Here is a 14,130-nt window from a genome sequence, read left to right on the forward strand (position 1 = left end):
GCGGGTGCGGGCGGACCGTAACATCGGGCGGGTGGCGTCGCGCGAAGGTACCGGACCGACACGACGCATCCCGCTGGGGGTCGCGGTGGCCGCCGCCGTCGCCGTCGGGGTGCTCACGGCACTGCAGGCCCGCATCAACGGGTCGCTCGGCGACGCGATCGACGACGGGTACACCGCCGCGGTCATCTCGTTCGCCTCGGGCCTGGCGATCGTCGCGATCATCACCGCGGCGCTCCCCTCGGGGCGTGCCGGTCTCGCGCGGCTGATGCGGGGTATCCGCGGTAGGCAGGTGCCGGCATGGATGCTGCTGGGCGGGTTCGCCGGAGCACTCACCGTCGCGACCCAGGGCCTCACCGTCGCCACCATCGGCGTCGCCCTCTTCACGGTCGGCGTGGTCGCGGGCCAGACGATCCACGGGTTGATCCTGGACCGCCTGGGTTACGGTCCCGGGGGAGTGGTCGCCGTCACGGTGCCGCGCGTGGTGGGTGGCGGCCTGGCCGTGGCCGGCGTCGTCGTGTGCCTCGCGGGGGTCACCGGCGCGCCGGCGCTCTGGATGCTACTCCTTCCGCTGCTGGCCGGTGCGGGCATCGCGTGGCAGCAGGCCACCAACGGCCGCCTGAATCAGCGGGTGGGAAACCCGCTCATCGCCACTCTCGTCAACTTCCTGGGAGGCACGCTGGCGCTCGCGGTCGCCGCATCCGTGCACATCCTCCTCGACGGGGCGCCGCGCACCCTGGTGGTGGATCCGTGGCTCTATCTCGGGGGCGCGGTCGGAGCGGTGTATATCTTCCTGTCGGCCGCGGTCGTGCGGGTCACCGGGGTGCTTCTGCTCGGACTCGGATCGGTCGTGGGGCTGCTGGCGACGTCGGTCGTCCTCGACGCGCTCTGGCCGGCACCGTCGGGACCGCCGTTACCCGTCGCGCTCACCGGAGTCGCCATCGCGCTGGCGGGGGTGGCGATCGTCGTGGGGTGGCGGCGGAGGCCGTCCGGCTAGAGCAAAGTCGGGTCGACCGCGGCGGAGTGTTTCGCGCCCTGGCCGCGCTCGGGCATGCGCGTGATGAGCGCGCTCGCGTCGACCTCTTTGCGCGGCCCGAGCCGCGTCGTGTCGGGCTTGCCGCCGACGTAGAGCCAGCCCAGGAGGGCCTCGTTCTTATCCAGGCCGTGCGCCTTGGCCACGGCCTTGCTGCGGGTGTAGTGGCCGCTGCGCCAGATGACGCCCCACCCCGCCTCATCCAGCAGCAGGCTGAGCACGTGCGCCACGCCGGATGCGACGGCCTCCTGCTCCCACCGCGGAACCTTTTCGCTCTTGCGGTAGCTCACGACGACGGCGAGCAGAAGCGGGGCGCGCAGCGGTTTGGGCGATGAGCCCTTCTCGCCGAGACTCTTGTTGATGGCGCGGCCGAGGCGCTCCCGGTCGGCTCCGCGCAGCTCGACGAGACGCCACGGCCGCAGGGACGAGTGGTCGGCGACCCGCGCGGCCGCGGACACGAGCGACTCCAGCTCGGCGCGGGTGGGCGCGTCGTCGGTCACCCGCGACCACGACCGGCGGGCGCGAACGGCCTGGAGCGCCGCGCCCCCGCGCCCGGAGGCGCCGCGCGACGGGTCGGCGGCGTCGGGAGGAGGAGGCGTGGGGGTGGTCACGCCGGGGACTCGGGGGAGAAGTTCAGTGCGAGGGAGTTCATGCAGTAGCGGTCTCCGGTGGGGGTTCCGAAGCCGTCGGGGAACACGTGGCCGAGGTGCGAGCCGCATGCCGCGCACCGCACCTCGGTGCGAACCATCCCGTGGCTGCGATCGTCGATGAGCTCGACGGCCTCGGGGCGCACCGACTCGTAGAAGCTCGGCCATCCGCAGTGCGAGTCGAACTTCGTGCCGCTCTGGAACAGCTCGGCGTTGCACGCCGCACACGTGTACAGACCCGCGCGCTCCTCGTCCAGAAGCTCGCCGGTCCACGCCCGCTCGGTACCGGCCTGGCGCAGGACGGCGTACTTCTCGGGGTCGAGCTCGGCACGCCACTCTTCGTCGGTCTTGTTCACGGAATAGCTCATGGGATCTTCCTCTCCTCCTCCATTCAACCCGACCCTGTGCACTGCTGGCGCCGCGCGAGGATAATGCCGGAGTGAATGCCGATGCCGTCGCCGCGGTGACGGGGCGCTACGACCGCTTCGCACGAGAGGAAGCGCCGGGACGTTCCGCGCTGTACGGCCAGTGGGCTGCCGGGGTGGCTGCCGACCCCGAGACCGCGGCCGTTCTCGCGCGCATCCCGGACACCCACCGCCAGCCGCCGCTGGTGTTCGCGGTGACGCGGATGCTGGGGGCACCGGAGAGCGGATACCCGGAGTGGGCCGCGTGGCTGCGGCGGCACGCCGACCGGGTGGTCGCCGAGTGCGGGGCCCGGAGCCTGCAGACCAACGAACCGCTGCGGTGCGCCGCGCTCCTTCCGGCGCTGAGCCTCATCGAGGGGCCGATCGCGCTGCTGGAAGTGGGCGCGAGCGCGGGCCTGTGCCTGTATCCCGACCGCTACTCCTACCGTTACGCCACCGGGGAGGGGATGCTCGCGCTCGACCCCGCCGACGGCGCGAGCTCGGTCGTCCTGACCAGCCGCCTCACGGGGGAGCCTCCCCGGCTGCACCTGCCGCGCATCGTGTGGCGCGCCGGCATCGACCTGTCGCCGCTGGATGCGCGGAACCCGCGCGACCGTGCGTGGCTGACCGGCCTCGTCTGGCCCGGGGAGACGGGGCGGACCGAGCGGGTCGAGGCCGCGCTGGACGTGGTCGCCGCCGACCCGCCCGCGCTGACCGCCGGCGACGCCGCGTCCGTCCTGGCCGAGGTCGCCGCCGCAGCCCCCCGCGACGCGACCCTGGTCGTCACGACCCCGGGTGTGCTGGCCCACATCCCGCGCGCCCGGCGGGGCGCGGTGATCGACGCGGCGCGCGCCGCCGGCCGGTGGATCACGATGGATGACCCAGGGCTGCACGAGGGCTGGAGCTCGGTCCCCGACCCGTGGCCGGGCGGCTTCGCCCTGGCGCTGGATGGCGCCATCCTCGCGGCGGTGGATCCCCTCGGCGGTTTCGTGGAGTGGCTCCCGGCACCTGCCCGCCCGCAGGCTTAACGTGGAGGCGTGCCTCTCTCCGACCGCGATCGAGCCCTCCTCGCCTTCGAGGCGGAGTGGCGCCGGCACGGGGGAGCGAAGGAAGAGGCGATCCGGGCCGAGTTCGCGATGCCGCCCGCGCGCTACTACCAATTGCTGGGCCGCCTGATCGACACGGCCGAGGCCCTCGAGCACGATCCGCTCCTCGTGCGTCGCCTTCGCCGGGTCCGGGATGAGCGCGCCTCCGTCCGGGCCCGGCGCACGGTCATCCTCAGCACTCGCGGTTAGCATCGGGGGGTGGCGCGAACGACGTACCCGCGAGACCGATTCGACGAGCTCGCCCCTGACACGGGCCGGGTCGGTGCCCATCGCGCCGAGAATCCGCGCCTGCGCGGCGGCATCATCTTCCTGTGGGCCGTCGTCGCAACGGTCATCCTCCTCGTGGCCGGGATCTTCGGCTCGCTGCTGATGAGCGGGCGGATCTCGTTCGCGCCCGAGCCGGTTCCCACGACGTCACCGCTTCCCGTCGTCGAGCCCGTGGTCGACACGACGGTGCCGGTGCTCGTTCTCAACGCCACGCCGCAGGACGGACTCGCATCCCAGATCCGCGACACCGTGGTCGCTGCGGGCTGGGCCGCCGAGATCGTGTCCGCCGGAGCCGCCGGGGTCGACGACTTCCCGGTGACGACGGTGTACTACCCGTTCGAGGAGGACGAGGCCGCGGCGCTGGGACTGGCCGAGGCCATCGGCGGCGCGGAGATCGCGTTGAGCGACCAATACCTCCCCCTGGACGACCCCGACACAGAGGCGAACGAGGCAGCCCGGCAGCTCACGGTGGTGCTGGGACTCGACCGCGTCCCTGAACCCTCCGAGTAGGCCCCGACCCCCGTGTTTCCGGGGAGTAAACAGTTGGATGCGGCCGTGTCAAAACTTGCCCGACCAGGGGCCGCGACGCTGCACGTGGTGGATACGATGACGGTCGTCCCACACCATCAGGAGAAGAGCATGGCCCAAGGCACCGTCAAATGGTTCAACGCGGAGAAGGGTTTCGGTTTCATCACTTCCGGTGACGGACAGGACGTCTTCGTCCACTACTCCAACATCGATATGACCGGCTTCCGGGTTCTCGAGGAGGGGCAGACGGTGGAGTTCACCGTCGGCGCCGGCCAGAAGGGCCCACAGGCCGAGTCGGTTCGCGTCGTCTGACGCGTCCGTCCCGGCGCCCCTTTCGAGGCGGCATCGCGCGATGACTCCACCCCGGCAACGGTGCCCGGAGTCGCCGCGGGATGCCGCCTCGCTCTCTTTCCTCGCGGCCACCGCCGCGGGCAGGACGGAGACGACCCGCGGGTGCGGCAGCTTGCACTCGCATGGGTCGAGTGCCAGAATGAGTTAGCACTCGTGTTTATTGAGTGCTAACAGACTGATAGCTCCGTCCTGGAGGGACGACACACATATGGCAAAGATCATCGCTTTCGACGAAGAGGCCCGCCGCGGTCTCGAGCGTGGCCTGAACATCCTCGCCGACGCCGTCAAGGTGACGCTCGGCCCGCGCGGTCGCAACGTCGTGCTCGAGAAGAAGTGGGGCGCCCCCACGATCACGAACGACGGTGTCTCGATCGCCAAGGAGATCGAGCTCGACGACCCCTACGAGAAGATCGGCGCCGAGCTGGTCAAGGAGGTCGCCAAGAAGACCGACGACGTCGCCGGTGACGGAACGACCACCGCTACCGTTCTCGCTCAGGCGCTCGTTCGCGAAGGACTGCGCAACGTCGCAGCCGGCGCCGACCCCATCTCGCTCAAGAAGGGCATCGAGAAGGCCGTCAAGGCCATCACCGACCAGCTCCTCGCCGGCGCCAAGGAGGTCGAGTCCAAGGAGCAGATCGCTGCCACGGCATCGATCTCTGCCGCTGACCCTGCGATCGGCGAGCTGATCGCCGAGGCCATCGACAAGGTGGGCAAGGAAGGCGTCGTCACCGTCGAGGAGTCGAACACCTTCGGCACCGAGCTCGAGCTCACCGAGGGTATGCGCTTCGACAAGGGTTACATCAACCCGTACTTCGTGACCGACCCGGAGCGCCAGGAAGCGGTCTTCGAAGACCCCTACATCCTGATCGCGAACCAGAAGATCTCGAACATCAAGGACCTGCTGCCGATCGTCGACAAGGTGATCCAGGAGGGCAAGGAGCTCCTCATCATTGCTGAGGACGTCGAGGGTGAAGCTCTCGCGACGCTCGTGCTCAACAAGATCCGCGGCATCTTCAAGTCGGTCGCCGTCAAGGCTCCCGGCTTCGGCGACCGCCGCAAGGCGCAGCTGCAGGACATCGCGATCCTCACCGGCGGCCAGGTCATCACCGAAGAGGTGGGCCTCAAGCTCGAGAACGCCACGGTCGACCTGCTCGGTCGTGCGCGCAGGGTCATCATCACCAAGGATGAGACGACCATCATCGAGGGTGCCGGTGACACCGCGCAGATCGAGGGTCGCGTGACCCAGATCCGTCGCGAGATCGAGAACACCGACAGCGATTACGACCGCGAGAAGCTCCAGGAGCGCCTCGCCAAGCTCGCCGGCGGCGTTGCCGTCATCAAGGCGGGGGCGGCCACCGAGGTCGAGCTCAAGGAGCGCAAGCACCGCATCGAGGACGCCGTTCGCAACGCGAAGGCGGCCGTCGAGGAGGGCATCGTCCCCGGCGGTGGCGTCGCGCTCATCCAGGCCGGCAAGATCGCGTTCGCCACCGAGGCCCTCACGAGCCTCGTGGGTGACGAGGCGACCGGGGCGAACATCGTCCGCGTCGCCATCGAGGCCCCGCTGAAGCAGATCGCCTTCAACGCCGGCATGGAGCCGGGTGTTGTCGCGAACAAGGTCGCCGAGCTCGAAGCCGGATGGGGCCTGAACGCCGCCACCGGCGAGTACGGTGACCTGTTCGCACAGGGCATCATCGACCCGGCGAAGGTCACCCGCTCGGCGCTGCAGAACGCGGCATCGATCGCAGGCCTGTTCCTCACCACCGAAGCGGTTGTCGCCGAGAAGCCCGAGAAGGCTTCGGCAGCTCCCGCCGACCCGACCGGCGGCATGGACTTCTAAGTCCTCCCCGCGTCCGACGCACAGAAGAGCCCCCTCCGCTGGAGGGGGCTCTTCTGCGTTCCGGGGGTCCCTGAGCCTGTCGAAGGGTCAGCGGAACAGGCTGGTGCTGGCTTGCTCCACCTCGGCGTACTGGCGTCCGGCGACGGTGAGCGCGCCGTCGATCTCCGCGAGGGCGGCGGCGACGTCGCGCTGCGTCGCCCGCCACCGTTCGACGACGCCGGAGAAGGCCGCCGAGGCCGCCCCCGTCCACGAGCCCTGCAGCTGTGTCAGCTGCGACAGCAGGGAGGCGGATTCGGATTCCAGACGGTCGACGGTCGCGCGGATGGCGCTGGAGGCGGTGAAGACCGCGTCGCTGTCGACGGAGAAGACGGCCATGGGAGGCTCCTTTCACGAGGTTCGTGCTCGTCACGCTAGGCCGGGGCGGCCACGGGCGGCCGGGCACGGAGGCATCCCCGTGGACAACCGCCGGCGGTCCTCGCCTGGGGAGGAGGCGCCGACGGTCGGTGCTCAGCGCAGCCGGGGAAGCGGGCGGGTGTCGGCGCTCTCGTCGGTCACCGGCTGCGGCGCGAGGGGGAAGGCCACGCGGAACGTCGCCCCACCCCCGGGGGTGTCGCGCACCGAGACGGTGCCGTGCAGGGTCTCGACGATGGAGGCCACGATCGACAGGCCCAGGCCCGACCCCCCGGTCTCGCGGGCGCGTGAGGTGTCGGCGCGCCAGAAGCGCTGGAAGATCTGCTCGCGGATCTGCTGGGGGATCCCCTCCCCGTGGTCGATGACCTCGATCCATCCGGTGTCGTCGGCCGACGACACCCCGACCCGCAGGCCGATGGGGGAGTCGTCTCCCGTGAAGCGGCGGGCGTTGCCGAGAAGGTTGGCCACCACCTGCCGGATCCGGTTCTCGTCCCCGAGGACGATGGGCTCTGGCGGGAGGAGGTCGGAAACCTCCTCCGTGGCGCCCGTGGACGGTTCAGGGCCTTCGCCGTCGGCGTGACCCCGCGGTCGGCGGCGAAGGCGGGAGAACGTCGCACCCGCCAGTGCGATGGCCGACGTCGCCGACGTGGCCCGCCGGCGCGGCTCGTCGGACGGCTCGACGGGCGCGTCGGCCGTCAGGGAGGCGGCGTCGGGCAGGTTCTCGTACACCGTGGTGTCTTCGACGGTCACCTCGCGCTGCGGCGAGGCGGCGCGAAGGTCCAGCGCCGCGTCCCGGGCGACCGGGCGCAGGTCGACGGGCGCGATCGTCACATCCCGCCGCTCGTCGAGGCGGGCCAGGGCGAGAAGATCCTCCACCAGCACGCCCATGCGGATCGCCTCTTTCTCGATCCGGTCCATCGACTGCGCGATCTCCTCGTCTCCGCGGATCGCGCCCATGCGGTACAGCTCGGCGTATCCGCGCACGGTCACCAGCGGTGTGCGGAGCTCATGGCTGGCGTCACCGATGAAGCGGCGCATCTGGCCGACGGTCGCGTCGCGCTGACGGATCGCCGCATCCACCCGGTCGAGCATGGTGTTGATGGCCATCTTCAGTCGCCCGACCTCGGTGCCGGGCACGACGTCCGACATGCGCTGTCCGAAATCACCGCCGGCGATCGACATGGCGGTGGCCTCCACCTGCCCGAGGCCCCGGAAGGTGAGGGTGACCAGCCAGCGGGTCAGCAGCGCGCTGGCGATGAGGATGAGGAGGGCCAGGATGCTGTAGATGCCGATGTAGGTCGCCACCACCCGCTCCGTCGAGGCCAGCGGCACGACGACCATCTGCGTGAACACCTCGGCCGTTCCCGGCGGCTGGAACACGTCCACGCTGGCGCGGAACGTCGCGCCGGTGTCCTCGTCGCGGTACTCCAGCGACTGACCCATCTTCAGGTACGTCTCCTGCAGGGTGAAGGTCTGCGGGAGGTCGGGGAGCACGCGGGCGGCCGTGCCGTCGTAGAGCGCCTCGAGCGCGCCGTCCACCCCCCGGTAGAGCACCACGATGCTGCCGGTGGCGGCCACGTCGTCGCGGGGGGTGAACGCGATCGTCCCCCCGTTGTCGTAGGGGTCGAACACGGTGTTGGCGATGTCACTGGCCGCGAGGAGGCGCAGCTGCTCGTCGAGGTTCGTGATCAGGGTATAGCGCAGGAACGCCATCGTGCCGAAGCCGGCGGCGACGAGCCCGATGGCGAGGAGCCCCACGGTCACGCCAGTGACCTTGGCGCGCAGGCTGAGCCCGCGCCACCATCCGGTTACGGCGTCGTTCGTGTGGGACAGGGGGTGTCTTCCGTCGTGCCGCTCAGGCGGTCTTGCCGGCTTTGAGCATGTACCCGAACCCGCGCTTGGTCTGGATCAGCGGCTCGGAGGAGTGCGGGTCGATCTTCCGGCGCAGGTAGGAGATGTAGCTCTCCACGATGCCCGCGTCGCCGTTGAAGTCGTACTCCCACACGTGATCGAGGATCTGCGCCTTGGACAGCACGCGGTTGGGGTTCAGCATGAGGTAGCGCAGCAGCTTGAACTCGGTGGGGCTGAGGTCGATCGACACGTCGCCGACGGTGACGTCGTGGGTGTCCTGGTCCATCGACAGCTCGCCCGCACGGATCACCGACTCCTCGTCGGCCTGCATGGTGCGGCGCAGGATCGCCTGGATGCGCGCGACGATCTCGTCGAGGCTGAAGGGCTTCGTGACGTAGTCGTCGCCGCCCGCGTTGAGGCCGGTGATCTTGTCCTCGGTCTCGTCCTTGGCGGTGAGAAAGAGGATGGGGGCGGTGTAGCCGGCGCCGCGAAGGCGCTTGGTGACGCTGAATCCGTTCATGTCCGGGAGCATGACGTCCAGCACGATGAGGTCGGGCTCCTCCTCCAGCACGGCGGAGATGGTAGCGGCGCCGTTCGAGACGGCGCGCACCTGGAATCCGGCGAATCGGAGGCTCGTGATGAGCAGATCGCGGATGTTCGGCTCGTCGTCCACAACGAGAATGCGTGGTGCGGTCATTCCCTCATTATCGTGACCAAACCCATGGGCGGGCTGGATATCGGGGGATTCGGCGTATCAGGCTGCGGGGGCGAGCAGTTCGTCGGCGTCGAGGATCGTGTACGCGTAGCCCTGCTCGGCGAGGAAACGCTGACGATTCTGCGCGAAATCCTGGTCGACCGTGTCGCGGGAGATGAGCGTGTAGAAGCTCGCCGTGAGGCCCGATTCCTTCGGTCGCAGGAGCCGCCCGAGCCGCTGCGCCTCCTCCTGGCGGGAGCCGAACGACCCGGAGACCTGGATGGCGACGGATGCTTCGGGCAGGTCGACCGAGAAGTTGGCCACCTTCGACACGACGAGAAGCGAGATCGAGCCTTCGCGGAAGGCCTGGAACAGCTCCTGGCGCTCGGACACCGGCGTCGCGCCGGTGATCTGCGGGGCATCCAGGGCCTCGGCCAGGATGTCGATCTGGTCGAGGTACTGCCCGATGACGAGGATGCGCTCTCCGGCGTGACGGTGCACGAGCCCGCGCACGACGTCGATCTTGGCCGGCGCGGTGGCGGCCAGACGATAGCGGTCCTCGTCCGCCGCGGCGGCGTACTCGAGCCGGTCGCCGGCGGGAAGGTCGACGCGCACCTCGTAGCAGGCGGCCGGGGAGATGAAGCCCTGAGCTTCGATCTCCTTCCACGGCGCGTCGAAGCGCTTGGGTCCGATGAGGCTGAACACGTCGCCCTCGCGGCCGTCCTCGCGCACCAGCGTCGCCGTGAGACCCAGGCGGCGGCGGGCCTGCAGGTCGGCGGTCAGCTTGAACACCGGCGCCGGCAGCAGGTGGACCTCGTCGTAGACGATCAGGCCCCAATCCAGCGCGTCCAGGAGGGCGAGGTGCGCGTACTGGCCCGCCCGCTTGGCGGTGAGGATCTGGTACGTGGCGATCGTGATCGGCTTGATCTCCTTGACCTGACCGGAGTACTCGCCGATCTCCTCCGCCGTCAGCGACGTGCGGCGGAGCAGCTCGTCGCGCCACTGCCGCGCGCTGACGGTGTTGGTCACCAGGATGAGGGTCGTGGTCTTGGTGTCGGCCATCGCCGCAGCTCCCACGAGCGTCTTCCCGGCGCCGCAGGGCAGCACCACGACACCCGATCCGCCGTCGGAGAACGCGTCGACGGCCTCCCGCTGGTACGGGCGCAGGTGCCAGCTCGTCTCATCCAGGTCGATGACGTGGGGCGTGCCGGGGGTGTAGCCGGCGAGGTCTTCGGCCGGCCAGCCGATCTTCAGCAGCTCCTGCTTGATGTGACCGCGCGCCCACGCGTCCACGAGGTACGCGTCGGGGGAGGGGTGACCGATCAGCAGCGGCTGGATCCGCTTGTTGCGGGCCACTTCGGTCAGCACCGCCGGGTCGGTCGAGCGCAGCACGAGGGCGCCCTCGTCATCGCGCTCGATCACGAGCCGGCCGTAGCGGCCCACGGTCTCGCGGATGTCGATGGACACCGATGCCGGCACGGGGAAGCGCGACCAGCGCTCCAGCGTTGCCAGCATGTCCTCGGCGCCGTGCCCGGCCGCCCGCGCATTCCACAGCCCCAGACGCGTGATCCGGTAGGTGTGGATGTGCTCGGGGGCGCGCTCGAGCTCCGCGAAGATGGCAAGCTCGTGCCGCGCGCTCTCCGCGTCGGGATGTGCGACTTCGAGCAGTACCGTGCGGTCGCTCTGCACGATCAGGGGGCCGTCAACCATAACGTTCGATTCTACCGTCGCGGCAGAGGTGAACGGCCCTCACGGCACGGGATGCACGCTCGCGATGCTGGACAACGGCACGGTGCGTTCGACGTCGGCCCCGCGGTCGCGGCCGCGCAGACGCCCGCCGCCCAGCCCCGTCGCCTCCAGGCGGAAGGTGCGGGTGGACCCGTCCGGCAGGCGCACCACCACGTCCACGACCGAGCGTGCCCGTACGGCGGTGTCCAGTTCACGCTCGAGCCACGCCGCGTCGGCGTCTTCTGACTCGCTGCCCGCGCGCACCCGGGCCACGAGTTCGGCGTACTGCTCGGTGGGGGAGGGCGCCGCGCGGTCCGGCGCCAGGCGCGCACGATCGAGCTGTCGCGGCATCCCCGCCTCGTCCACCGCCACCACCGGATAGCGTGCGTCGGCGAGGGCCCAGAAGACCGTGTCGTCGCCCACCCGCGAGACGAGGGCGCTGCCGTCGTGGATGAGCCCGAGAGAGCGCAGCGCCTGGTCGACGGCCACCGTCTCCAGCGCGGCGGGGTCGTCGCTGGTCACGCGGGTGCGTCCGGTGGCCGCATCCCGTCCGACCCGCAGGAGGCCGTAGCGGTCGGCGGTGCGGCTGAGGACGTACTCGAGCGGCTGCGGCACGCCCGTGAGCGACAGGTCGGAAAGGAACGCGCGGAGCGACTCGGCGGTCTCACCGGCCGTGATGGCTGCGGCGATGGTGTCGGCGCTGAACCGGTAGGTCGCGGCCTGGGCGCGCGACTCCCGCACCGCCATGCTCCGCAGGCGCACGTCCAGGTGGGGCATGAGCGGACCCGGGGCGATGGCGGTGAGGTCGTTCTGCAGGTACACGCGATCGACCTCGGGGGGCAGGAACGCGGCCAGGGCCGCCGCATCCGCCTCGCCGCCGGCGGCCAGCGTCACCGCCCAGGGTGGTTCTCCACCGGCCGGTGTCAGGAGTCCCCACGCCACCGCCCGGGCGCGCCACAGGCCTGCCCGGGTCGGCCACGCCGTGTCGAAGGGGTAGGCGTCGGTCCAGGTCGCGGCAGCGACCCACCCGCCGGTGCGCGTGCGCAACCCCGCGGGGAAGGCGTCGCGAAGCCGTTCGGCAACGCTCGTCCAGCGCTCGATGGTGGGGCTGGCGACCCATTCGCGCCCGGCCGCGGTGACCAGCCACGCCCGCTCCTCGGGGTGGAGGAGTCCGGTGGCTGCCCCGAGTCCGACGAGCAGATCCGCGGTGTCGCCATCGGGCACCGCGCCGGATTCGACGAGCGCGCGGCGGTCGCCGGCGCCCAGTGCCCCGTTGCCGATGCGGGTGAGCGGCTCGGTCAGGGCGCGCAGCAGCAGGTCGGCGAGGGATGCCGCCGAGGTGAAGGCGCGTTCGGCGGCGGCGGCGTCGTCGGCGGGGGACGTGGACCGGTCGAACGAGCCCGCGCGTTCGACGGGAGGCTCCCGGTCGCGCACGGCCGTGGTCACCGCCGCGAAGGGGCGGCCGTCGGCATCCACGAGGCCCACGGCCACGAGAGCGGCGCGGTCATCGTCCGGCACCGCCCCGCCTGCCGTGACGGAGAGCGTGAGGGCGAGGGCCGGGCCGTACGGCAGCGCGATCAGGGCACGGGCGACCGAGGTCGGCTCCAGCAGGGCCGCGGCCACGTCGAACAGGTCGCGCCATCCGGCCGACGGGGGAGCGCCACGGCCGGCGAGCAGCCCCGAGAGCTCGGCGTCATCCAGTGCAGCCAGGGCAGTGGCCAGCGCGCGTTGATCGGAGGTCGGCGGCACGATCAGCGGTCCCGGTTGGCGCGGGCCCTTCGCACGAAGCTCATCACGAGCACCGTGATCAGCAACACGAAGGCGAGCACCGGCGCGATGTAGACGGTCACACCGACCGTCGGCCACATTCCTGTGCCGAAATCCGCTCTGGCGGTGGACCCGATCATGATCGCGATGAAGCAGGCGATCGACAGGAGCAGCAGGCCGAGCGACATGAATGCCAGGATGCGGTCAATGCGACGGACCGGCAGATCCTCGCTCGGCATACGGCTGCTCATCCCCCTCAGCCTAGCGGTTCGCGCCCGTGCCGTAGTCTGGAAGATGGCGACCCTCCGGTCGCGATCCATCCGTCCGCACACGCGGACCCCCGTTTCAGTGAGGTTCCGATGCCCACCGGCAAGGTCAGGTTCTACGACGAAGAGAAGGGGTTCGGCTTCATCACCAGCGATGACGGCCAGGACGTCTTCCTGCACGCGACTGCCCTGCCCGCCGGCGCTCCCGCCCCGAAGGCCGGTGCGCGGCTGGAGTTCGGTGTCGCCGAGGGCAAGCGCGGTCTGCAGGCGCTCTCGGTGCGCGTGCTGGAGGCGCCGCCGAGCCTGTCCAAGCGCACGCGCAAACCCGCCGACGACATGGCCGTGATCGTCGAGGATCTCGTCAAGCTCCTCGACGACATCGGCACCGACCTCCGCCGCGGCCGGTACCCCAGCGGTTCGCACGGCAAGAAGGTCGCCGCCGTGCTCCGCAAGGTCGCCGATGACCTCGACGCCTGAGCCGGTCGACGAGCGTCTGCTCGCCGCATCCGACCTCGCCCGTGCGGCGCTGCTCGAAGTGACCCCCGAGTCCTCCATCGGGGAGCCGGTCGGCTACCTCGACGAGGGCGACGGCGTGGTGTCGCTGAGGTTCGCCAATCGCCTCGCCGGATACCCGGGCTGGTTCTGGACGGTCAGCCTCGCGCGCGTGGACGACGCCGACCCGACCGTGCTCGAGGTCGAGCTGCTTCCCGGCGACCAGGCCCTGCTCGCTCCGGAGTGGGTGCCGTGGGCCGTGCGGCTGGCGGAGTACCAGGCTGCCCAGAACGTGGCCGATTCGGCCGACGCGACGGGAGGAGACGTCGACGACGAGGATGACGCCGAGGACGACCTCGACGACGACGAGATCGACGACGTGCTGGGCGACGACCTGGATGACGACGAGCTCGACGACGACGGCTCGCCGATCCTGCACGCCGGCGACGTCGACGGGGTCGACATCGACGAGCTCGACCCCTCCGCTCCCGACGACGACGACGAGGACGTCGACTCCGACGAGGACGACGACGACGACGAGGACTCGGACGACGACTCCGACGACTCCGACGACGACGAGGACTCGGACGACGACTCCGACGAGGACGACTCCGACGAGGACGACTCCGACGACGACGACTCCGACGAGTCCGACGAGGACGACTCCGACGACGACGACTCCGACGAGGACGACGGCTCCCGCCACGACGACTGAGCCGCCCGCTCCCTTCGTCCTCCCCGTCGACTCGCC

Annotated in this window: 16 protein-coding genes; 8 read left to right on the forward strand and 8 right to left on the reverse strand. The window is 70.6% G+C overall.

All coding sequences use genetic code 11. The annotated features are described in order from the left end of the window. The first annotated feature begins 31 nt into the window (after nt 1–31). Entirely contained in the window at nt 32–994 is a 963-nt protein-coding gene (locus tag AC2DFQ_RS07765) for a DMT family transporter (RefSeq protein WP_484533492.1), read from the forward strand. Here the strand turns inward: AC2DFQ_RS07765 and AC2DFQ_RS07770 are convergent. Continuing rightward, nucleotides 991–1,641: a nitroreductase family protein gene (locus tag AC2DFQ_RS07770; protein ID WP_484533493.1), complete on the reverse strand. Its 651-nt coding sequence runs from the start codon at nt 1,639–1,641 to the stop codon at nt 991–993. The genes AC2DFQ_RS07765 and AC2DFQ_RS07770 overlap by 4 nt on opposite strands. Next, nucleotides 1,638–2,045 (reverse strand): peptide-methionine (R)-S-oxide reductase MsrB, encoded by a 408-nt coding sequence (gene msrB / locus AC2DFQ_RS07775; RefSeq protein WP_484533494.1) that lies wholly within the window; start codon nt 2,043–2,045, stop codon nt 1,638–1,640. Before msrB ends, AC2DFQ_RS07770 begins: the two co-directional genes overlap by 4 nt. 71 nt (nt 2,046–2,116) lie before the next feature. On the opposite strand from msrB, the gene AC2DFQ_RS07780 reads away from it, so the two are divergent. From AC2DFQ_RS07780 to groL, 5 genes are all read left to right on the forward strand, one after another. Then, nucleotides 2,117–3,109 carry a DUF2332 family protein gene (locus tag AC2DFQ_RS07780; protein WP_484533495.1) on the forward strand — a complete coding sequence of 331 codons (993 nt, stop codon included), beginning with the start codon at nt 2,117–2,119 and terminating at the stop codon, nt 3,107–3,109. Nucleotides 3,110–3,118: 9 nt separating this feature from the next. Continuing rightward, the gene (locus tag AC2DFQ_RS07785) at nt 3,119–3,376 is read left to right on the forward strand and encodes a DUF3263 domain-containing protein (protein WP_484533496.1); all 258 of its coding nucleotides are present in this window, start codon (nt 3,119–3,121) and stop codon (nt 3,374–3,376) included. Nucleotides 3,377–3,385: 9 nt separating this feature from the next. Continuing rightward, entirely contained in the window at nt 3,386–3,964 is a 579-nt protein-coding gene (locus AC2DFQ_RS07790) for a LytR C-terminal domain-containing protein (protein WP_484533497.1), read from the forward strand. Nucleotides 3,965–4,093: 129 nt separating this feature from the next. Continuing rightward, nucleotides 4,094–4,294, forward strand: coding sequence for a cold-shock protein (locus AC2DFQ_RS07795; protein WP_442925313.1), 201 nt, complete (start codon nt 4,094–4,096; stop codon nt 4,292–4,294). A 247-nt stretch (nt 4,295–4,541) separates the two neighbouring features. Continuing rightward, nucleotides 4,542–6,170: a chaperonin GroEL gene (gene groL / locus AC2DFQ_RS07800; RefSeq protein WP_484508609.1), complete on the forward strand. Its 1,629-nt coding sequence runs from the start codon at nt 4,542–4,544 to the stop codon at nt 6,168–6,170. 87 nt (nt 6,171–6,257) lie between these two features. On the opposite strand, the gene AC2DFQ_RS07805 is transcribed toward groL, so the two are convergent. The 6 genes from AC2DFQ_RS07805 to AC2DFQ_RS07830 all read right to left on the reverse strand — a co-directional run bounded on the left by AC2DFQ_RS07805 (nt 6,258) and on the right by AC2DFQ_RS07830 (nt 12,872). Next, complete coding sequence (locus tag AC2DFQ_RS07805) at nt 6,258–6,545, reverse strand: WXG100 family type VII secretion target (protein WP_484508610.1); 288 nt, start codon at nt 6,543–6,545, stop codon at nt 6,258–6,260. Nucleotides 6,546–6,677: 132 nt separating this feature from the next. Then, nucleotides 6,678–8,345 carry a sensor histidine kinase gene (locus AC2DFQ_RS07810; RefSeq protein ID WP_484533498.1) on the reverse strand — a complete coding sequence of 556 codons (1,668 nt, stop codon included), beginning with the start codon at nt 8,343–8,345 and terminating at the stop codon, nt 6,678–6,680. 91 nt (nt 8,346–8,436) lie between these two features. Continuing rightward, the gene (locus tag AC2DFQ_RS07815; protein ID WP_484508612.1) at nt 8,437–9,129 is read right to left on the reverse strand and encodes a response regulator transcription factor; all 693 of its coding nucleotides are present in this window, start codon (nt 9,127–9,129) and stop codon (nt 8,437–8,439) included. Nucleotides 9,130–9,186: 57 nt separating this feature from the next. Continuing rightward, nucleotides 9,187–10,836, reverse strand: a complete 1,650-nt coding sequence (locus tag AC2DFQ_RS07820; RefSeq protein WP_484508613.1) for a DNA repair helicase XPB — start codon at nt 10,834–10,836, stop codon at nt 9,187–9,189. A 39-nt stretch (nt 10,837–10,875) separates the two neighbouring features. Then, on the reverse strand, nt 10,876–12,603 hold the full coding sequence (locus AC2DFQ_RS07825; protein ID WP_484533499.1) for a helicase-associated domain-containing protein: 1,728 nt from the start codon (nt 12,601–12,603) through the stop codon (nt 10,876–10,878). Between the two features lie 2 nt (nt 12,604–12,605). Beyond that, nucleotides 12,606–12,872, reverse strand: coding sequence for a multidrug ABC transporter ATPase (locus tag AC2DFQ_RS07830; protein WP_484508615.1), 267 nt, complete (start codon nt 12,870–12,872; stop codon nt 12,606–12,608). 108 nt (nt 12,873–12,980) lie between these two features. Between AC2DFQ_RS07830 and AC2DFQ_RS07835 the strand changes: the two genes are divergently transcribed. Together AC2DFQ_RS07835 and AC2DFQ_RS07840 are read left to right on the forward strand one after the other, a co-directional pair. Next, nucleotides 12,981–13,364 carry a cold-shock protein gene (locus AC2DFQ_RS07835; RefSeq protein WP_484508616.1) on the forward strand — a complete coding sequence of 128 codons (384 nt, stop codon included), beginning with the start codon at nt 12,981–12,983 and terminating at the stop codon, nt 13,362–13,364. Next, nucleotides 13,348–14,094 (forward strand): DUF3027 domain-containing protein, encoded by a 747-nt coding sequence (locus tag AC2DFQ_RS07840; RefSeq protein WP_484533500.1) that lies wholly within the window; start codon nt 13,348–13,350, stop codon nt 14,092–14,094. The genes AC2DFQ_RS07835 and AC2DFQ_RS07840 overlap by 17 nt, the downstream gene beginning before the upstream one ends. Nucleotides 14,095–14,130: the final 36 nt, after the last annotated feature.

The sequence above is a fragment of the Microbacterium sp. Z11_20 genome (assembly GCF_057197605.1).